We start from the raw sequence: 19,194 nt of genomic DNA on the forward strand, positions 1-19,194 counted from the left end.
CCCTTTTCGGGTGCTTTTGACCTCTACCTAATCGACATCGAGAGGATTACTCATTCCCCCGGGGTCGACTTGGCGATCTGCATCAGGAACTCGATGTTCGTCCGGGACTGCTTGAGCCGGTCGAGCAGGAGGTCCAGCGCCGCCGACGATTCCAGCGAGCTCAGCACCTTGCGCAGCTTGTGGACGATCGCCAGCTCCTCCTTGCCGAGCAGGATCTCCTCCTTGCGGGTGCCGGACGGGTGGATGTCGATGGCCGGGAACGTGCGCCGGTCGGCGATCTTCCGGTCGAGCTTGAGCTCGGCGTTACCCGTGCCCTTGAACTCCTCGAAGATGACCGTGTCCATCATCGAGCCGGTCTCTACCAGCGCGGTTGCGAGAATGGTCAGCGAGCCGCCGTTCTCGATGTTGCGCGCCGCGCCCAGGAACCGCTTCGGCGGGTAGAGCGCCGTCGAGTCGATACCACCGGACATGATGCGGCCGGACGCCGGCGCCGCCAGGTTGTACGACCGGCCGAGCCGGGTCACCGAGTCGAGCAGCACGACCACGTCGTGACCCAGCTCGACCAGGCGCTTGGCCCGCTCGATGGCCAGCTCGGCGACCGTGGTGTGGTCCTGCGGCGGCCGGTCGAACGTGGCCGCGATGACCTCGCCCTTGACCGAGCGCTGCATGTCGGTGACCTCTTCGGGCCGCTCGTCGACCAGCACGACCATCAGGTGGCACTCGGGGTTGTTGTGCGTGATCGCGTTGGCGATCGCCTGGAGCACCATCGTCTTGCCGGCCTTCGGCGGCGAGACGATCAGGGCGCGCTGGCCCTTGCCGATCGGCATCACCAGGTCGATGACGCGCGTGGTCAGGATGTGCGGCTCGGACTCCAGCCGCAGACGCTCCTGCGGGTAGAGCGGGGTGAGCTTGTAGAACTCGGGACGGCGCCGGGCCTCCTCGGGCTCCATCCCGTTGATCGTGTCGAGGCGCACCAGCGGGTTGTACTTGTCCCGGCGCTGGTCGCTCCCGCTGTCGCGCGGCGCGGCCCGCACGGCACCGGTCACCGCGTCACCGCGGCGCAGGCCGTGCTTCTTCACCTGCGACATCGACACGTACACGTCGTTCGGGCCGGAGAGGTATCCGGTCGTACGCACGAACGCGTAGTTGTCGAGCACGTCGAGGATGCCGGCCACCGGCACGAGGACGTCGTCCTCGTTGACGTGCGGCTCGCGGCCGCCCTCACGGCCGGTCTCACGGCCGGTCTCACGGCCGCCGCCGCCCCCGCCCCCGCCGTCGCCGCCGTCGCGGTCCCGGCCACGGCGACGGTCCCGGAAACGACTGCGCCGGCTGCGCCGTCCGCCCTCGCCGCCGTCGTTGTCGTCCTCGTCGTGGCTGTCGTTGCGCGGACCGCGGTCGTTGCGGTCCCGATCGTTGCTGTTGCGGTCCCGGTCGCTGTTGTTGCGGTCCCGGTCGTTGCTGTTGCGGTCCCGGTCGTTGCGCTCGCCGTTCTCGGGACGCTGCTGGTTGCGCTGGCGGTCGCGGTTGCGGTCGCCACGCTCCGGGCGGTCGCCGCGGTCGCGCTCCGTGCGCTCGCCGGTGTCGGCGCCCTCGGTACGGGCGTCGCCCTGCTCGCGGGGCTCGCGCTCCGGGCGGTCCTGGCGGTCGCGACGGTTGCGGCGGCCCTGCTCCGGCTCGCCCTGCTCGGTCGCGGGGGCCTGCTCGGTCGCCGGAGCGCCGGCGGTCTGCACGACGGCCGGCGCCGAGGCGGGCTGCTGCTCGGCCGCGGGGGCCGACTCGGTGCGTACCGACTCGGTGCGTACCGGCTCGGTGCGGGCCGGCTCAGTGCGGGCCGGCTCAGTGCGGGCCGACTCAATGCGGGCCGGCTCGGTGCGGACCGGCTCGGTGCGGGCCGGCTCGGCCGGCGGCGCGGCGTCGACCGGAGCCGCCGTCTGCGCGCGAGACGCAGTCTCGCCCCGGCTCGACGAGCTGTTGGTGCGGCGCGCCCGGGGGGCCGACTCCGCGGCGGGGGCGGCGGCCCCGCCGTTCTGGCGCTCGGAGATCGCGGTGATCAGTTCACCCTTGCGCATCCGGGCGGTCCCGGAGATGCCGAGGGAGGCAGCGAGACTCTGCAGCTCGGGCAGCAGCATCGCGGACAGCCCGGTGCCGCCGCGGCGGCGCTTGGTGACAGCCGCGGTGGTGGCGCCGTCATCAGCGACGTCAGAAACACCCGACGTCACGTCGGTGGTGTCGCTCAATGGATTCCTTCCGTCGAAAAAGCCAAGACCACCCGGGTCTGCAGCAGCCTGGTGGCCGGGTGCCCTCGGAACCCGCTTCGCACCTGCGGCGCGGGAGTTTGCAGCACGGCAGCTCGACGGTTTCCCGACCCGTCCGACAATGACGGGTAGGTCTCGGCGAGTGCAGCGATCTGATGGCCTGCTGCCCGGCGTGTGCCTCGAAAGAGAATGAGACGAACCAGATCGGCACAAGTCTCGGGGGTGCGCGCCGAACCGCAGAGATCGCTTGCTTCGCGGCTGTGCTAGGTCTTGAGCGTAGTCAACTCTTGCGACCTGCGGCAACAGGGTCCCGCTCGGCGTGTTCCACCATACTCCCTCGGGCAAGGGCTCCGGTGGCATCCACGCCCAACGCCTGGGCGCGCCATGCTGTTCCCGGGTGGAAATCCGCAGGTACGGGGCTCAAAGCCAGCACGGTCGGCCCCGCACCACTGACCACAGCCGCCACGCCGAGCGACCGCAACGATGCGACAAGTGACGCCGTACCGGGCATCGCCTCGGCCCGGTAGCCCTGGTGCAGCCGGTCCTCGGTCGCCGCGAAGAGCAGTTCCGGCGCCGTGGTCAGCGCATGGACCAGCAGAGCGGCCCGCCCGGCGTTGAAAGAGGCGTCCGCGTGCGGCACGCTCGCCGGCAGAGCCGCCCGCGCCGTCGAGGTCAGGCCACGTTCCTGAGGGACAAAAAGCGTCGGATGTACGTCCGCAGCCGCCGCCAACCGCACGGCCCGCGCACCGGACCCCTCGGACCAGGCAATGGTGAACCCGCCGAGCAGGCACGGCGCGACGTTGTCGGGGTGGCCCTCGAGCTCGGCGGCGATCCGCAGCGCGTCCTCGTCCGAGATCTGCTCCTCGACCAGCCCGCGGGCCAGCTGAACGCCGCCGACGATGGCGGCCGAGGATGAACCCAGCCCGCGGGCCTGCGAGATCCGGTTGACGCACTCCACGGCGACCCCGGCCGGCCGGCCGCCCAGCTCGTCGAAGGTGCGCAGCATCGCCCGCACGACCAGGTGCGACTCGTCGCCCGGCAGCTCGCCGGCGCCCTCCCCGGTCACGGACACCGTGAACCCGTCGCCGGTGACCCGAGCGGACAGGTCGTCGTAGAGGGTGAGCGCCAGGCCCAGCGTGTCGAACCCCGGACCGAGATTGGCGCTGGTGGCCGGGGTCCGCACCCGCACCGGCTCGGAGACGAAGGTCAGGCCCATCGCCACATGCTAGGCCTAGATCATCGACGGCGCGTCACCCGGCGGACCCGCTTGATGTCGCACCCCTCGGCTACGGTCAACGGCCATGACCGTCGGATACCTGTTCTCGGGCGTCCTCACCCACCTGCCGGTGCTGGCCGTGCTGATCGCCGGCCTGGCCCTGGTGACGTCCCGGAAGGCCCGCCTGGGTCCCCGAAGCACCATGCTGGCCCGGCTCGGGCTGGCGGCGCTGGTCCTGGGCGAGCTCCTCGGCGCGGTGTGGTTCATCGTGTTTCCGCAGCTCATCCGCTCCCTCGACTACCGGCCGAGCACCTACGGCATGGTGACCTTCGGGGTGGGCCTCGTGCTGAGCACGCTGATGGCGGCGGGTGTGGGGCTGCTGATCGCGGCGGTGGTCACCCGGGCGCCCGGCGGTGGCGGGCCGTTCGAGCCCTCGCCATACGCGTTCCCGACTCCCGGGGCTCCGGGCTCTCAGCCGCCGGGCGGGCCGCCTCCGGGCTATCACGGTGCCCCCTAGACGGTCGGGGACTCGGCGCCGCGGGGACTGTCCCCGCTCGGCTCGCCCCCCGGCGTAACGTCCGCCAGGCTGCTCGGCGTGGCGTCGTCCAGTGACTGGTTACGGGTCGCGATCCGCCAGCCGATCGCGTAGACCAGCGTGATGAGGCCGCAGCTCGCCAGGATCACCCGCTCGTCGACGTGGTCGACGAACAGCGCCGCCCCGAGCTGACTGGCCGAGATGGCCAGCGTCGCGAGCATCATGTCCGTGGCGAAGACCCGGCCCCGGAGCCGGTCCGGCACCTCACCCTGCAGCGCGTAGTTCGACAGCACCCAGTTCGTGCCGCCCGCGAAGTGGGCCACGAAGACCAGCGCGAGCACGAGCGGGAACCACGGCGCCAGCGCGACGCCGAGGTAGCCGAGGCCGTAGAGGCTCATCGACAGGGCCAGGCCCGGCAGCAGCCACGAACGGTGGTTGAGCACCGGCCGCATCACGAGCGGCCCGACCAGCGCGCCGGCGCCGCGTACGGCGAAGAGCAGGCCCGCGCCCAGGGCGCCCACTCCGTACAGGCCCGCGAGCAGGGGAAAGACGGTCAGGACGCCGTTGCCCAGGCCGACCGCCGACTTCACCGTCACCAGGGCTCGGATGCGCGGACGGGCGCCGATGTACCGCAACGCCTCCACGAGGGCGTGCCACGTACGCGGCGGCGGCGCCGAGGGGTCTCGCGGGGCCTGGAGAGGACGCCGGATCGTGAACGTCAGGACCGCGGCGGTGAACAGGCTCGCCGCGGCCACGGCGAAGCTCACGTACGGCCCGGCGGCGCTGCTCACGATGCCGCCGAGGGACGCTCCGACGATGGTCATCGTGCCCCAGGCGGACCCGGCGACGGCGTTGGCCGCGGCGAGGTCTGCGGGATCCACCACGTTCGGCAGGGCGGCCGAGGCGGCCGGGGAGTAGAACGCCTTGGCGACGGCCACCGCGCCGATGGCGACCACGGCCAGCGGGGCGGTAGCCGCCGACCGGACGACGAAAAGCAGCAGCGTGGCGACCAGGGCCGCGACGTTCGCCGCGATGAGGATCGTGCGGCGGTCCAGCCGGTCGGCGACGGTGCCGGCGTACGGCAGCAGCACCGCGGTGATCCCGGTGTCGGCGGCGAGCACGAGCGCGCCCCAGACGCCGCTGCCGGTGAGTTCGGGCAGGAGCACGAGCAGCGGCACCATGACGAACCAGTCGGAGCCGAAGACCACGAGTTCGGCCGCGAACAGGCGCCGGAAGTCGCGGTTGGCCGTAAGGACCGAGAAGGGAGTCGCCACGTACGCAGAGAGTACCGGCCGCCCCCGCAGACGTGGGGACGGCCGGTGTCGCTTTCCGATCAGGCGGGCGGCGGGGTCGCCGGGCGGCGTGGCATCCGCAGGACCTCGAACTGGTCCGTGTAGCCCCGCAGCGCCCCGCTCTGCGATTCGGCGGTCGAGTGGGCCGGGTTGCCCGCCGGCTCACTCTCCGGGGCTTCGTGGGCCCCACCGCTCGAATCCGGCACCGAGTCGTCCGGCACCACGGCGTCCGGGCCGTCCGCGGCGTGCTTCGGCGTCCCCACCGCCCCGGCCGAGCCGGCCGCCGTGGCAAGATCGGCGGGCGTGGCCTCGCCCCCGGCGGCCTTCAGGGCCTTGCGGGCCCGCCGGCGCTCCCGGCGTTCGCGGCCCTTGAGCTTGGTGTTCTCCACCATCGTGTAGAGCACCGGCACCAGGACCAGCGTCAGCAGCGTGGAGCTCACCAGGCCGCCGATCACGACGATCGCCAGCGGCTGCGAGATGAAGCCGCCCTCGCCCGTCAGGCCCAGGGCCATCGGCAGCAGCGCGAAGATCGTCGCGATGGCCGTCATGAGGATGGGGCGCAGGCGGTGCCGGCCGCCCTCGACGACCGCCTCCTGGATGCCCATGCCCGCGACCCGGTAGTGGTTCACCAGGTCCATGAGCACGATCGCGTTCGTGACCACGATGCCGACCAGCATCAGCACGCCGATCAGGGCCGGTACGCCGAGCGGGGTGCCGGTGGCCAGGAGCAGGGCGATCGCGCCGGTGGCGGCGAACGGGATAGAAATGAGCAGCAGGAGCGGCTGGAGCAGGCTCCGGAACGTCGCCACCATGATCACGAAGACGATCGCGATGGCCGCCAGGACGGCCAGGCCGAGGTCGGCGAAGGCCTCAGCCTGGTCCTGGCTGACGCCCCCGATCGAGGCCGTGGCACCGCCGGGCAGGGTCAGCGCGTCGACCCGCTTGGTGAGGTCCTTGGTCGCGGCGCCGACGTTGGAGCCGGTGGCGGTGCCGGTGACCGTGACGCTGCGGTTGCCGTCGATCCGGGTGACCTCCTCCGGGCCGGCGACCTCCTTGACGTCGGCCACGGTGTCCAGCGGCACGGGACGGCCGCTCGGCGTGGTCACCGGGAGCTTGCGCAGCGCGGCGGCGTCCGACGGCGGGGCGCCGAGGGTGACGACGACGTCGCGGCTGGACCCGTCGACCGTGATCTGACCGGCCGGCGCCGAGCGGAACGAGCCGGCGACCGCCTGGGCGACCGCGGCCTCGGTCAGGCCGCGGCGGGCGGCCTCGGCGCGGTCCACCACGACGTCGAGGCGCGGCACGCTCGCCGCCAGCGAGGTCTTGACGTCCTTGACGCCCTGGGTGCCGGCCATCGCGTCCTGGACCTGCTTCGTCGCGGCCGTCAGGGTGTCCTGGTCGGCCGCCTGCACCACGACCGCCAGCTGGTCGGCGGCGAAGCCCGTACCGTTGTCCCCGCCGACGGTGACCTCGCCGACGTCCGACATGCCCTCGAACTGCTTGCGCAGTTCGTCGGAGATCTTGCTCGCGTCGGCGTCGGCCTTGAGCGCCACGTTGAAGCTGGCGCCGCTGGCCCCGCCGGAGTTCGCGAACGGGTTGAACTCGCCGTTGCCGACCGTGACCTGGTAGGTCTCGACGTCCTCGCGGGACGCGAGCACCGCCTCGACCTTCTTGGCGGCCTCGTTCGTCGCGGCGAGGCTGGTGCCGACCGGCAGGTCCTGGGAGACGGTGATGAAGTCCTGACCGGACTCGTCGAGGAAGTTCGTCTCGAGGCGGCTGGCCAGGCCCAGGGTGCCGATGAGCACCAGAACGCCGACCCCGACGGTGATCCAGCGGGTCGCGCGGCTGCGTGTCACCCAGCGGATGAGTGGCAGGTAGGTCCGCTGCAGCGGGCTGCGCAGCTCCTTCTCCTCGGCCGCGAGGCGCACGGCCTCGGACTCGCTGCCGCCGGCGGCGGGCCGCAGGAACCAGTACGCGAGCACCGGTACGACGGTCAGCGACACGAAGAGCGAGGCGACCAGCGCCACGGTGACGGTGATGGCGAACGGGGCGAACAGCTGGCCCACGAAGCCGCCGACGAGGGCGATCGGGGCGAAGACGGCCACCGTGGTCAGCGTGGAGGCGGTCACCGCGCCGGCGACCTCCTTCACGCCGGACATGATGGCGTGCACCTTGGCTTCGCCGTACCCGAGATGCCGTTTGATGTTCTCGAGCACCACGATCGAGTCGTCCACGACGCGGCCGACCGCGATGGTGAGCGCGCCGAGGGTGAGCAGGTTGAGCGAATAGTCGCCGATCCAGAGCCCGATGAGCGCGATCAGCACGGACAGCGGGATGGACACCGCGGTGACCAGCGTGGACCGAACCGACAGCAGGAACACCAGGATGACGATGACCGCCATGATCAGGCCGAGCAGGCCCTCGGTGGTGAGGCTCGCGATGGACCGCTCGACGAACGGCGCCTGGTCGGTGATGACGGTGAGCTTGGCGCCGGAGCTCGCTTCCAGGTCGGCGAGCTTGTCCCGTACGGCCTGAGAGATGGCCACGGCGTTGCCGTCGGGCGCGGCGGTGACCGCGAGACCCAGGCTCTCGACGCCGTCCGTACGCGTGAACGAGGTGGCCGTGGCGAGCTCGCTGGTGACCGCTGCGACGTCGCCGAGCTTGACCGGGCCCTTCCTGCCGGTGAGGTAGAGCGCGCGGAGCTGGTCGACCGTGCTGATCGGGCTGCCCACCTGGACGCTGAGTGAGCGGTCGCCGTCGGTGAGGGCGCCCGCCGGCACCGAGATGCCGTTGTTCTGCAGCAGGGTGGCGATCGCGCGCGGGTCGGCACCGGCGGCGGCCAGCTTGGCCGGGTCGGGCTTGATCACGACCTGCTCTTTGCGCGTGCCGGTGACCTGGACGTCGCGGACGCCCTCGATCTCGTTCAACTCGGGCACGACGTTGCGCTCGAGGCGCTGCGCGAGGTCGGACTCGCCGGAGCCGCCGGTGGCCGCGAGGACGATCGCCGGGATGTCGTCGGTGCCGCCGGCGAAGATGGTCGGCTCGACGCCGTCGGGCAGCGTGGGCTGGATCCGGTTGACCGAGGTGGTCAGCTGGTTGATGGCGTTGTCGAGGTCGGTGCCGAACTCGTACTGCACCAGGATCGTGGCCGAACCCTCACGGGTGGTCGACTGGATGGTGTCCAGGCCGTCGGCGCCCTTGACGGCGTCCTCGATCGGCTTGGTGACCTGCTCCTCCATGATCTCCGGGCTGGCGCCCGGCACGACCACGCCGATGAAGGCGCCGGGAAATTCCAGCGACGGCAGGAGCTGTTGCTTGAGGGATGGAATCGTGTAGATGCCGAAGCCCGCGATCACCACCGCGATGAGGGCCACCAGCCCTCGGTTGGCGAGACTGAGCCTGGTCAGGAATGACATGTGCTCCCCCGGGAAAGTTCGTCCAAGGCATATAGTTTGCCCCACGCGAACAAATGGTTTTCGCCGGGGTGAAGGCAGGAGGTGCGGTGGCCGGGAACGAACGACTCATCGCCGACATCATGGGCGCGCAACAGCAGCTCCAGCACCTGTTCGCGTACGACCGCTCGGATCCGCTCTTCGCGTCCCAGCTCACCATGCCGCAGCTGAAGATCTTGTTGCTTCTCTACAGATTGGGCGACACGTCGGGGCGGGAACTGGCCGGCCTGCTCGGGGTCAGCTTGGCGACGCTCAGCGGCATGGTGGACCGGCTGGTGGCCCACGATCTGGCGACCCGGGCGGAGGATCCGAGCGACCGCCGGGTGCGGCGCATCTCGCTCAGCCCGGCCGGCCGGGAGCTGATCTCCCGGATCATCACGGCGGGCGCGGACAAGCAGCTCAGACTGCTGAAGAAGCTGACGGACGACGAGCTTCTGACGGTACGCGACGCGATGGTGGCGCTGGTGCGCGTCGCCACCGAGGAATCGGCCGAGAACGCCTCAGGCGAGGTCGAGCGCTCGGGCAGCGGCGAGGACGTCGTTGTGGATGGTGGTCGGTGACGGCGCCGTGGAGATGGCCCACTCCGGGTCCTTGAGGCCGTGACCGGTGACCGTGCAGACCACCGTCGCGCCGGACGGGATCATGCCCGCCTCCGCCTGCTGGAGCAGCCCCGCCACGCTGGCCGCGCTGCCGAGTTCCACGAACACGCCGACCTCGCGGGCCAGCAGCCGGTACGCCGAGAGGATCTCCCGGTCGGTCACCGCGGAGATCAGGCCGCCGGAGTGGTCCCGGGCGTCCAGTGCCTTCGTCCAGCTCGCCGGGTTGCCGATGCGGATGGCGGTGGCGATGGTCGACGGCTCGGGCACCACCTTGCCGTTGACGATCGGGGCCGCGCCCGCGGCCTGGAAGCCGTACATCTTGGGCAGGACCTTGGAGTTGCCCGCCTCGTGGTCCTCCTGGTAGCCCATCCAGTACGCGGAGATGTTGCCCGCGTTGCCGACCGGCAGGCAGTGGATGTCCGGGGCGGTGCCGAGCGCCTCGACGATCTCGAAGGCGGCCGTCTTCTGGCCGTGCAGGCGGAAGATGTTGACCGAGTTGACCAGGGAGACCGGGAAGTCCTGGGACAGCTTCGAGGCGAGCGCGAGGCAGTCGTCGAAGTTGCCGTTGACCTGGAGCAGCTTGGCGCCGTGCACGAGGGCCTGGGCCAGTTTGCCGAGCGCGATCTTGCCCTGGGGCACCAGCACCGCGCAGGTCAGCCCGGCGCGGGCTGCGTACGCCGCCGCCGACGCGCTGGTGTTGCCGGTGGAGGCGCAGATGATCGCCTTGGAGCCCTCCTCGACCGCCTTGGAGACGGCCATGGTCATGCCGCGGTCCTTGAAGGAGCCGGTGGGGTTGGCGCCCTCGACCTTCAGGTAGACGTCGGCGCCGGTCCGGCGGGAGAGCACGGGAGCGGGCACGAGGGGTGTGTTGCCCTCGTGCAGCGTGACCACCGGGGTGGCCGCCGAGACCGGGAGCCGGTCACGGTACGCCTCGATCAGTCCCCGCCACATGGTCTTTCCTCTCCTCTGACTTGCTGAAGGATGCACCAAGCCGCCGAATGGCGAGACCAGACATCCACTATGCGGGACCGTGGGCCACGGCCTCCACGTTGTTGCCGTCCGGGTCGCGGACGAACGTGCCGTAATAGTGCTCGTGGTACTCGGGGTGGACCGCCGGCTCGTGCAGCACCTCGGCGCCCGCTTCGACCGCCGCCGCGAAGAACGCGTCCACCGCCGCCCGGTCGGCCGCCTTGAACGCGATGTGCGACTCGCGGAAGCCCTCCCCCGAGGTGAACTCGCCGATCCAGAAGTCCGGGAACGTGTCGCCGTACCCCAGGGCGACCTTGTAGTCCATCATCCGGCGCAGGCCGAGCGGAGCGAGGACCTTGTCGTAGAAGGCCGCGCTCGCGGCCAGGTCCGCGCACTGGAAACCGACGTGGTCCAGCATGATCAGGCCCCTCCCTCGACGCGGAGCACGCTCGCGATCGACCGTACGATGTCCAGCGAGCGCAGATCCTCCACGGTGGCCGCGAGATTGGCGTCCGGCGCGCCGTGCGTGACGATGACCAGCGTGGCGTCCTCGTCGCGGCCCGACTGGCGCACCGTCGCGATCGACACCTCGTGCTTGGCGAACACGCCGGCGACGGTCGCGAGCACGCCCTGACGGTCGGCTACGTCCAGGCTGATGTGGTAGCGGGTCATCGCCTCGCCGATCGGGCGGATCGGCAGGTGGGCGTACGCGCTCTCGCTCGGCGCGCGGGTGCCCGAGAGGCGGTTTCGCGCCGCCGCCACGATGTCGCCGAGCACCGCGCTGGCTGTGGGCGTACCCCCGGCTCCCCGGCCGTAGAACATCAGCTGCCCCGCGGCCTCGGCCTCGATGAAGACCGCGTTGAACGCGTCGCCGACGCCGGCCAGCGGGTGGCTGCGCGGGATCATCGCCGGGTGCACGCGCACGCTGACCGACTCGTTCCCGGCGGAGTCCGCGCCGCGCTCGGCGAGGCACAGCAGCTTGATCGTGCAGCCCATCTCCTTGGCGCTGGCCATGTCGGCCGCGGTCACGGCGGTCATGCCCTCGCGGAAGACGTCGGCCGCGGTCACCCGGGTGTGGAAGGCGAGGGAGGCCAGGATGGCGGCCTTCGCGGCGGCGTCGAAGCCCTCGACGTCGGCGGTCGGGTCGGCTTCCGCGTACCCGAGCTCGGTGGCCTCGTCCAGTGCATCGCCGAAGCCGGCTCCGCTGGCGTCCATCGACGACAGGATGAAGTTGGTGGTGCCGTTGACGATGCCGGTGACGCGAGTCACCCGGTCGCCGTGCAGCGACTCGCGCAGCGGGCGCAACAGCGGGATGGCGCCGGCGACCGAGGCCTCGTAATAGAGGTCCGCCCCGCCCTCAGCGGCGGCGTCGTGCAGCGTCGCGCCGTCCTCGGCGAGCAGGGCCTTGTTGGCCGTCACCACGCTCTTGCCGGTCCGCAGCGCCTCGGTCAGCCAGGAGCGGGCCGGCTCGATGCCGCCCACGACCTCGATCACCACGTCCACGTCGTCACGTTTGACCAGGCCGAGCGCGTCCGTCGTGAACATGGCCGGGTCCACCGGCAGGTTGCCCCGCTCGCGGCCCAGCCGGCGCACGGCGATGCCGACGAGCTCGAGCGGCGCCCCGATCCGGGCCGTCAGATCATCGGCCTGCTCGTGCAGGAGGCGGACGACCTCGCTGCCCACCGTGCCGCAGCCGAGCAGGGCCAGACGTACCGCAGGCTTACCAGAACTCATCCCACATCCAATGCGAGCAGATCTTCTTCGGTCTCCCGGCGGACGATCACCCGCGAGGCACCGTCACGGACGGCGACCACCGGCGGGCGGGGCACGTGGTTGTAGTTGCTGGCCATGCTCCGGCAGTACGCCCCCGTGCCGGGCACCGCGACAAGATCTCCGGGCTGCACGTCGGCGGGCAGGAATTCATCCTTCACGACGATGTCCCCGGATTCACAATGCTTTCCCACGACGCGGGCGAGCATCGGGGGCGCCGGCGAGGCCCGGCCGGCGAGTGTGGCCGAGTACGACGCGTCGTAGAGCGCCGTACGGATGTTGTCGCTCATCCCGCCGTCCACACTCACGTAGGTGCGGATGCCGTCGACGTTCTTGACCGTGCCCACCTCGTACAGGGTGAGGACGGCCGGTCCCACGATGGCCCGGCCCGGCTCGATCGAGAGCTTGGGCCGCCGCAGGTTCTCGGCGGCGCACTCGGCGTCGACGATCTTGTTGATCCGCTTGGCGAGGTCGGCGGCGGGCGACGGGTCGTCCTGGGTCGTGTACGCAATGCCGAAGCCGCCGCCGAGGTCCAGCTCCGCCAGCTCCACGCCGCGGGCGTCGCGGATCTGCGCCTGGAGCTCGAGCACCCGCCGGGCGGAAACCTCGAAGCCCGAGGTGTCGAAGATCTGCGAGCCGATGTGCGAGTGCAGGCCGCGCAGGTCGAGCACGCCCTCGTCGAGAACCCGGATCGCGGCCTCGAACGCGGCGCCGCCGGCCAGCGAGAAGCCGAACTTCTGATCCTCGTGCGCGGTGGCGATGAACTCGTGGGTGTGCGCCTCGACACCGACCGTCACGCGGATCAGCACCGCCGGCCGCTCGCCGGTCTCCTGGGCGAGCGCGGTCAGCCGGTCGATCTCCTGGAACGAGTCGAGGATGATCCGGCCGACCCCGGCGTCGAGCGCCCGGCGCAGCTCCGAGACCGACTTGTTGTTGCCGTGGAAGCCCATGCGCTCGGCCGGGAAGCCCGCGGCCAGGGCGACCGCCAGCTCACCTCCGGAGCAGACGTCGAGGAAGAGCCCCTCCTCGTCGATCACCTTGACGACGGCCTTGCACAGGAAGGACTTGCCCGCGTAGTAGACGTCCGCGCCGGCGAAGGCCGCCGCGAAATCACGGCAGCGCGCCCGCAGGTCGGCCTCGTCCAACAGGTACGCCGGGGTGCCGTGCTCCGCCGCCAGGTCGAGGACGCTCACCCCGCCGATCTCAAGAGCGCCTTCTCCGGTACGGGTGACCGTACGCGGCCACAGCGCCGGCACCAGCGCGTTCACGTCCTCGGGGAGGCGCAGCCACGCCGGACCCCGGTTGCCGATGTCGCCGTGCAGCGCCCCGGCCTCGTGTGCCCGCATGCCTTACATCCTCTCGGGTGCGGAGACGCCCAGCAGTCCCAAACCGTTCGCGATCACCGTTCGGGTGGCGTCGTTCAGCCACAGGCGGGCCCGGTGCAAGTCGTTGATCTCTTCGTCCCCCATCGGGGTCACCCGGCACTTGTCGAAGAACCGGTGATAGTCGCCCGCCAGGTCTTCCAGATACCGGGCTACCCGGTGCGGCTCCCGCAGCTCGGCCGCGCTGCCCACGACGGCCGGATACTCACCGATCGCCTTGAGCAGGTCGTTCTCCCTCTCGTGGACGAGCAGCTCGGGCTTGAAGTCGCCGGGCTCCCCGCGGCTCAGCCCCACCGTGGCCGCCTGCCGCGCGACGCTGGCCGACCGGGCGGCGACATATTGGACATAGTAGACGGGGTTGTCGCTTTTTGCCCGGGTCCACAGGTCGATGTCGATGTCGATGGGGGAATCGGACGAATAGCGGGCGAGGGCATAGCGCGTGGCGTCGACACCCAGAGCGTCGACGAAGTCCTCGAGCGTCACCACCGTGCCGGCGCGCTTGCTCATCCGCACCGGCTCGCCGTCGCGGACCAGGTTGACCAGCTGGCCGATGAGGATCTCGAGGGTGGCCGCCGGGTCGTCGCCGAAGCACGCCGCCATCGCCTTCATCCGGCCGATGTAGCCGTGGTGGTCGGCGCCCAGCATGATGACGACCCGGTCGAAGCCCCGCTTGCGCTTGTCCAGGTAGTACGCGCAGTCGGCGGCGAAGTACGTCCAGTCGCCGTCGGACTTGCGCAGCACCCGGTCCTTGTCATCGCCGAAGTCGGTCGTCCGCAGCCAGGTCGCGCCGTCGGAATCGTACACATGACCCTGCTCGCGCAACCGGTCCAGAGCCTCCTGGAGCTCGCCGCGGTCATGCAGGTCCTTCTCGTTGAAGTACGTGTCGAAGTGCACGCCGAACTCGTCCAGCGACTGCCGGATCTCAGCGAACATCAACTTCACGCCCTCGACCCGGAACGTCTCCAGCGCCTCGGGCTCGGCCATCGCCGTGACGCCCGGAACCTCGGCCCGGACCGCCTCGGCGATCTCGGCGATGTACGCACCGCCGTAGCCGTCCTCCGGCGCGGGCTCCCCCTTGGCAGCGGCCAGCAGGGACCGGGCGAACCGGTCGATCTGCGAGCCGGCGTCATTGAAGTAATACTCCGTGCCGACGTCGGCGCCCGACGCGCGCAGCAGCCGGGAGAGCGCGTCACCGACGGCGGCCCACCGGACACCACCGATGTGCACGGGGCCGGTGGGATTGGCGGAGACGAACTCCAGGTTGATGCGCTGACCGGCGAGGCGTTCGGTGTGGCCGTACTCCCGTCCCGCGAGCACCACGTCGCGCGCCAGCACACCGGCGGCCGCGGCGTCGAGCCGGATGTTCAGGAAGCCCGGGCCGGCGATCTCCACCGACTTGATCCCGGGGCGGCTGCTCAGCTCCTCGGCCAGCGCCGTGGCCAGCTCACGGGGCGCCACGCCGGCCTTCTTGCCGAGCTGCATGGCCATGGTCGAGGCGTAATCGCCGTGCTCGGGGTTACGGGGTCGCTCCACCGTCGCCGTCTCGGGCAGCAAGGTGACGTCGAGGCCACGCGTGACGAATACGGCACGCGCAGCTGTGAGTACGGTGGCAGCGAGGTCAGCTGGGGTCACTGAGCCATGCTATCCGGGTAGACTTTGGCGCCCGGCGGCGTACCGGGGCCTGCGCGCGGGCCCGGCCCGACCCATCCCCACGAATTGACGAGGCACGATGAGTATGAGCACACCGGGGCCCGAGCGGGTCCCGTCCACCGTGAAGGTCGACAAGACGTCGGGACAGGGCAAGCCGCCCGCCGCGGGGAAGAAGCCCCCGTCCCCGGGCAAGCCCGGCGGCCCGCGTCCGGCCGGCAAGGGCGGCGGCAAGGGCCGCAAGCCGATCACCCCGGTCAAGGTCAGCGGCGGCCGCAACTGGGGCCCGATCGCGGTGGCCGGCCTCGTGGTGCTCATCGCCATCGGCATCATCGGGTACGGCGTGTTCGCCTCGGTCAAGGGCAGCCGCTCCTGGGAGGACAAGGCGGCCGACATCGAGGGCATCGTCAACTACCGCGAGCAGAAGAACCCGAAGCTCGACTCGCAGGAGCACAAGGACGGCCCGCTGACGTACGAGACCAACCCGCCGGTGGGCGGCGCGCACAACTCCGTCTGGCAGAACTGCATGGGTGACGTCTACCCCGAGCCGATCGCCAACGAGCACGCGGTCCACAGCCTCGAGCACGGCGCCGTCTGGGTGACGTACAAGCAGGGCCTCGCCGCGGACCAGGTCGCCAAGCTCCAGGAGAAGGTTCAGGGCAAGGACTACATGCTCATGAGCCCGGTCGCCAACCTCGACAAGAACATCTCGCTGCAGGCGTGGGGCTACCAGCTCAAGGTCGACAACGCCGGCGACAAGCGCATCGACGAATTCATCAAGGACCTGCGGGTGAACGCCACCAAGGAGCCCGACGCGGCCTGCTCCGGCGGCAACACCACCACCGGCCCGGTCCAGGCGGCGGCTGCCGGTGCCGGAATGCCCCAGCAGGGCAACTGATGTCTGTGTCCACCGGCCCGGACGCGGCGGCCCCGGCCGCCGCGCCGGCCGACGGCACCACCCCCGCCGGCACCCGCGGGTCCGGCCCGGGCCGGCTGGCCCTGGTCCTGATCGTGGGCCTGCTGCTGGGCGCGGCGGTCGGCTTCCTGGGCGCCCGCCACCTCGGCAAGCCGGGCGACGACTCGCCCGAGGCGGGCTTCCTGCGCGACATGAGCACCCACCACGCCCAGGCGGTGGAGATGTCCATGATCGAGCATGCCAACTCGGCGAACCCGGAGATCGTCACCCTTTCCGGCGACATCGCCCTCACCCAGCACGGCCAGATCAGCACCATGAAGGCCTGGCTGCGCGACTGGAACCTGAGCCTCACCGGCACCCGCCCGGCGATGTCCTGGATGCCGGACGGGGCGGGCTCGGTCCGCAACGGCCTCATGCCGGGCATGGCGACCCCCGATCAGCTGGCGACCCTCCGTAAAGCCACGGGCAACGACCTCGACGTGCAGTACCTCACCCTGATGCGCCAGCACCACCTGGGCGGCATCCACATGGCCCAGGCGATCATCGAACTCTCCGACGACGAGAACGTCACGGGACTCGCCAAAACGATGGTCGCGGGCCAGCAAAGTGAGATCAATCTGATCGACGGGCTGCTCGCCAAGCTCAAGAACGGCTGAGGGGGTAACCCGTTCGGCGGGCCTGAGGAGGTCTGCTAGGCTTCCCCTCGCTGAGCCCCCGTAGCTCAGGGGATAGAGCGTCGCCCTCCGGAGGCGAAAGCGCAGGTTCGAATCCTGCCGGGGGCACGTCACAGAACTGCAACAACGCAGCGTGATTGATCGTGAGCTGCACATCAACGCCACCTTCACGCTTTGCTGATCAGCGTCCAGAGGCCCCAGTCATTCGGCTGGGCCTCTGTCATGCACGCTGCCGAAGTGGGCTTGGTTGCGGCGAGCCAGCAACCTGCGGCCGGTGGATTCGCGGCGGCGGCCGACCAGCCGGACATCCGTCGGCGCCGCCCTACGGGACCTTGGTCCGGCCAGCAGTTGGTCCCCCGGCACAGCGACTCGAAGACGTAAACGTCGATGCGGTCACCGCTGGGGTCGAGAGCGAGTGCCCGGGAAGCACAGATCGGCGCCCCAGCCAGCATCGACGAACCTTCCGTGCACTTGGCCCTCGAACCAGTGGCCGTCGAGCCCGTCGAGTTGGTGGTGGCTCGGACGGCCGGGCGCCAGGGTTCCGTACGCGGCGAAGCGATACCCAGCCGCAGCCGGGCCGACGCGGTGTTCGCCGTCGTCAGCCATCGTCGTCCTCCACCATGGTCGAGTCGTGTCGGTTCAGGGCCGCAGCGCGGCCGGCCGAGCGGGTACCAGGGCGGACGCGACGTGAGCTGAGAGGTCGGGCTCGTGATGAGAAATGCCGGCGGTCGGGGCTTTCGGGACTCGCCTCCAGGTGAACGTTGCCACGCCGAGGCAGGCGAGCAAGCCGAGCCCGACGGCGGCAATGCCGACCACCGGGGCGCTGAACGCGACGACCAGGCAGAAGGCGAAATAGCAGGGCAGGCTGCGGACGAGACCGCCGAGCGCGTGAATCCCGGCCGAGGCGCCGTCCCTGGCCACGGTGACCACGGTGAGCGTCGTGCACATCGTCGGGAAGGCGGCGATCGCTCCGGCGATGTCGGGGCCGGCGAGCCGACGGCTCACCACCGCGAAACCCACGACGACGGCCGCGCTCAGACAGGTCAGTGCGGTGCTCGACCAGTGGCGAGGCGCCGGCCGCCGCAGTTGTCCGGCGGGCATCAGCCGCGGCCCAGCCGCGAGGGCGCCTACCGCGACGCCGATCGAAAGCGCATCGGGCAGGTACCAGACGAGCACTGAGCAAACGAGGTAGGCCACGGCGCCGGCCCCGATACCGAACACGAGACCGCCCCGCCGCAGAACCCGAGCGAAAGCGACGCCGAAGGCCACCTGCGCAAGGAGGTGCGTGGCCGCGCTCAAGGCCATCGAGGCGGCCGCGTTCGGCGTCGTGTCGGCGGCGACGGCCACCACCGCCACGGCGAACGCCACCGGCAGGGCCGCGATCCAGCCGGCCGCCGCCGGACCGAGCCGCCGTTCGATCAGGGCGGCTGTCGCCATTACGGCCGGGGCGAGCAAGAGCGAGACGAAGACCATGGATTAAAGATCCCCGGCCCAACCCTTCGGGTCCAGCGCATGTTTTCGACGAGAAATCATGCAAGAATCCGAACGATGGAGCTGCGACGACTACGGCTGCTGGATCAGCTCGCTCGGCTCGGCACAGTCGCAGCGGTCGCCGACGCCCTGTCTTACAGCCCGTCGAGCGTGTCGGTCCAACTGGCCCAGCTCGAACGGGAAGCGGGCGTTCCATTGCTGCGCCGTGTCGGCCGCAACGTCGAGCTCACCCCGGCCGGGCGTCGACTGGCCTCCTACGCGGCAGACGCGCTCGCCGCCGACGAAGCCGTCCGCGCCGAACTATCCACCCTCGACGACACACCCGGCGGGCGCCTGCGCATGACCATCGTGCAGACACCCGCGCTCGCGCTCCTACCCGCAACACTGGAGGAACTCGCCTCCACCGCCCCGAACCTGCAGGTCGAGGTCCACCAACGCGAAACCACCCCAGCGCTGGAGGAGCTACGCTCGCGGGCCGTCGACCTCGTCGTCGGCATCGAATACGACCCGGTCCCGGTCGCGCGGCAACGCGACATCAACCGGCGGGACCTCATGCGCGAAGACGTCCTCCTCGCCGTACACCCCGACCACCCACTGTCCACGCCATCGCCCATCGCGCTGACCGCCTGCGAAGACGCCGCGTGGGCCACCGGCCACCGCGGCACCGGACTGGACGCGGTCCTGCGCAACGTCTGCAACCGGCTCGCCGGCTTCGAACCCCGCATCCAGCACCGAAGCGACGACGGACTCGTCCTAGGCGCCCTCGTCGCATCCCGGAGAGCCATCGCCCTCCTGCCCGCACTGTTGACCGCGGCGCTACCCCAGGTCGCCGCACACCCGCTCCGCGAAGGACGCCTCCAACGCACGATCTTCACCGCCACCCGCGTCGCCGCCGCGGACGCCCCGGCCGTCACCGCCGTGGAGAAGGCGCTGCGAGAAGCAGCCACCGCGATCGCGCAGGACCGCCGGGACATCGAAACCATGCCTTGAGACCAT

The 19,194-nt window shown here is 70.8% G+C and carries 15 protein-coding genes and 1 tRNA gene; 6 read left to right on the plus strand and 10 right to left on the minus strand.

Annotation, left to right across the window (positions count from 1 at the left end; translation table 11 throughout):
• Positions 1-50 precede the first annotated feature (50 nt).
• Both rho and thrB read right to left on the minus strand, forming a co-directional pair.
• Positions 51-2,237: a transcription termination factor Rho gene (gene rho / locus AB0368_RS12615; protein WP_366153962.1), complete on the minus strand. Its 2,187-nt coding sequence runs from the start codon at positions 2,235-2,237 to the stop codon at positions 51-53.
• Between the two features lie 298 nt (positions 2,238-2,535).
• Positions 2,536-3,471, minus strand: coding sequence for a homoserine kinase (gene thrB, locus AB0368_RS12620; RefSeq protein ID WP_366153963.1), 936 nt, complete (start codon positions 3,469-3,471; stop codon positions 2,536-2,538).
• 85 nt (positions 3,472-3,556) lie between these two features.
• On the opposite strand from thrB, the gene AB0368_RS12625 reads away from it, so the two are divergent.
• On the plus strand, positions 3,557-3,988 hold the full coding sequence (locus AB0368_RS12625; protein WP_366153964.1) for a hypothetical protein: 432 nt from the start codon (positions 3,557-3,559) through the stop codon (positions 3,986-3,988).
• Here the strand turns inward: AB0368_RS12625 and AB0368_RS12630 are convergent.
• Together AB0368_RS12630 and AB0368_RS12635 are read right to left on the minus strand one after the other, a co-directional pair.
• Entirely contained in the window at positions 3,985-5,280 is a 1,296-nt protein-coding gene (locus AB0368_RS12630) for an MFS transporter (protein WP_366153965.1), read from the minus strand. The two genes, AB0368_RS12625 and AB0368_RS12630, sit on opposite strands and share 4 nt — an antisense overlap.
• Before the next feature lie 59 nt (positions 5,281-5,339).
• Positions 5,340-8,714, minus strand: a complete 3,375-nt coding sequence (locus AB0368_RS12635; RefSeq protein WP_366153966.1) for an efflux RND transporter permease subunit — start codon at positions 8,712-8,714, stop codon at positions 5,340-5,342.
• 86 nt (positions 8,715-8,800) lie between these two features.
• On the opposite strand from AB0368_RS12635, the gene AB0368_RS12640 reads away from it, so the two are divergent.
• Positions 8,801-9,310, plus strand: a complete 510-nt coding sequence (locus AB0368_RS12640) for a MarR family transcriptional regulator (RefSeq protein WP_366153967.1) — start codon at positions 8,801-8,803, stop codon at positions 9,308-9,310.
• Here AB0368_RS12640 and thrC read toward each other — a convergent pair.
• The 5 genes from thrC to argS all read right to left on the minus strand — a co-directional run bounded on the left by thrC (position 9,251) and on the right by argS (position 15,102).
• Complete coding sequence (thrC, locus tag AB0368_RS12645; protein WP_366153968.1) at positions 9,251-10,300, minus strand: threonine synthase; 1,050 nt, start codon at positions 10,298-10,300, stop codon at positions 9,251-9,253. The genes AB0368_RS12640 and thrC overlap by 60 nt on opposite strands.
• 67 nt (positions 10,301-10,367) lie before the next feature.
• The gene (locus AB0368_RS12650) at positions 10,368-10,736 is read right to left on the minus strand and encodes a VOC family protein (protein WP_366153969.1); all 369 of its coding nucleotides are present in this window, start codon (positions 10,734-10,736) and stop codon (positions 10,368-10,370) included.
• A 2-nt stretch (positions 10,737-10,738) separates the two neighbouring features.
• Positions 10,739-12,052 (minus strand): homoserine dehydrogenase, encoded by a 1,314-nt coding sequence (locus AB0368_RS12655; RefSeq protein WP_366153970.1) that lies wholly within the window; start codon positions 12,050-12,052, stop codon positions 10,739-10,741.
• The gene (gene lysA, locus AB0368_RS12660) at positions 12,049-13,434 is read right to left on the minus strand and encodes a diaminopimelate decarboxylase (protein WP_366153971.1); all 1,386 of its coding nucleotides are present in this window, start codon (positions 13,432-13,434) and stop codon (positions 12,049-12,051) included. The genes AB0368_RS12655 and lysA overlap by 4 nt, the downstream gene beginning before the upstream one ends.
• 3 nt (positions 13,435-13,437) lie before the next feature.
• A complete protein-coding gene (gene argS / locus AB0368_RS12665) occupies positions 13,438-15,102 on the minus strand; it encodes an arginine--tRNA ligase (RefSeq protein ID WP_366153972.1) in 1,665 nt (554 codons plus the stop codon).
• A gap of 97 nt (positions 15,103-15,199) precedes the next feature.
• Here argS and AB0368_RS12670 point away from each other — a divergent pair, with 97 nt between their 5' ends.
• The 3 genes from AB0368_RS12670 (at position 15,200) to AB0368_RS12680 (ending at position 16,815) form a co-directional block, all read left to right on the plus strand.
• Complete coding sequence (locus AB0368_RS12670; RefSeq protein ID WP_366153973.1) at positions 15,200-16,015, plus strand: DUF3105 domain-containing protein; 816 nt, start codon at positions 15,200-15,202, stop codon at positions 16,013-16,015.
• Positions 16,015-16,689 (plus strand): DUF305 domain-containing protein, encoded by a 675-nt coding sequence (locus AB0368_RS12675; protein WP_366153974.1) that lies wholly within the window; start codon positions 16,015-16,017, stop codon positions 16,687-16,689. The genes AB0368_RS12670 and AB0368_RS12675 overlap by 1 nt, the downstream gene beginning before the upstream one ends.
• Before the next feature lie 54 nt (positions 16,690-16,743).
• Positions 16,744-16,815, plus strand: a tRNA-Arg gene (locus AB0368_RS12680).
• 531 nt (positions 16,816-17,346) lie between these two features.
• Here AB0368_RS12680 and AB0368_RS12685 read toward each other — a convergent pair.
• A complete protein-coding gene (locus tag AB0368_RS12685) occupies positions 17,347-18,162 on the minus strand; it encodes a hypothetical protein (RefSeq protein WP_366153975.1) in 816 nt (271 codons plus the stop codon).
• Between the two features lie 93 nt (positions 18,163-18,255).
• On the opposite strand from AB0368_RS12685, the gene AB0368_RS12690 reads away from it, so the two are divergent.
• Positions 18,256-19,188 (plus strand): LysR family transcriptional regulator, encoded by a 933-nt coding sequence (locus tag AB0368_RS12690; protein WP_366153976.1) that lies wholly within the window; start codon positions 18,256-18,258, stop codon positions 19,186-19,188.
• The last annotated feature ends 6 nt before the right edge of the window (positions 19,189-19,194 follow it).

This window comes from Actinoplanes sp. NPDC051475, from assembly GCF_040689425.1.
GTDB lineage: Bacteria > Actinomycetota > Actinomycetes > Mycobacteriales > Micromonosporaceae > Actinoplanes.